This window comes from Microvirga pakistanensis (genome assembly GCF_004458765.1).
In the GTDB taxonomy this organism is placed as follows: domain Bacteria; phylum Pseudomonadota; class Alphaproteobacteria; order Rhizobiales; family Beijerinckiaceae; genus Microvirga; species Microvirga pakistanensis.
In genome coordinates, this window is the sequence record NZ_SPJX01000613.1 from 1 (window position 1) to 223 (window position 223).

The following is a 223-nucleotide window of genomic DNA, read 5'->3' on the forward strand; positions in this document are numbered from 1 at the left end:
CTCAAGCCATGAGCGACCTCCTCGTCAGCATCCGTCATGCCAAGCCCGATGACGCCTCAGCCCTGTCCAGGGTGTTCGACGCCGCCTGGCGCGAGGCCTATCTCGGCATCATTCCCGGCGTGACCCTGGACAAGATGTTCGCCCGTCGCAGCGAGCGCTGGTGGCGTTCCACCGTGACCCGAGGCCGGCCTCTCGTGGTGCTGGATATCGGACAGGGGATCGC

The 223-nt window shown here is 66.4% G+C and carries 1 pseudogene; it reads left to right on the top strand.

What is annotated here, in order from left to right:
* Positions 1-223: pseudogene (locus E4K09_RS24080) on the top strand (GNAT family N-acetyltransferase); the annotation flags it as partial.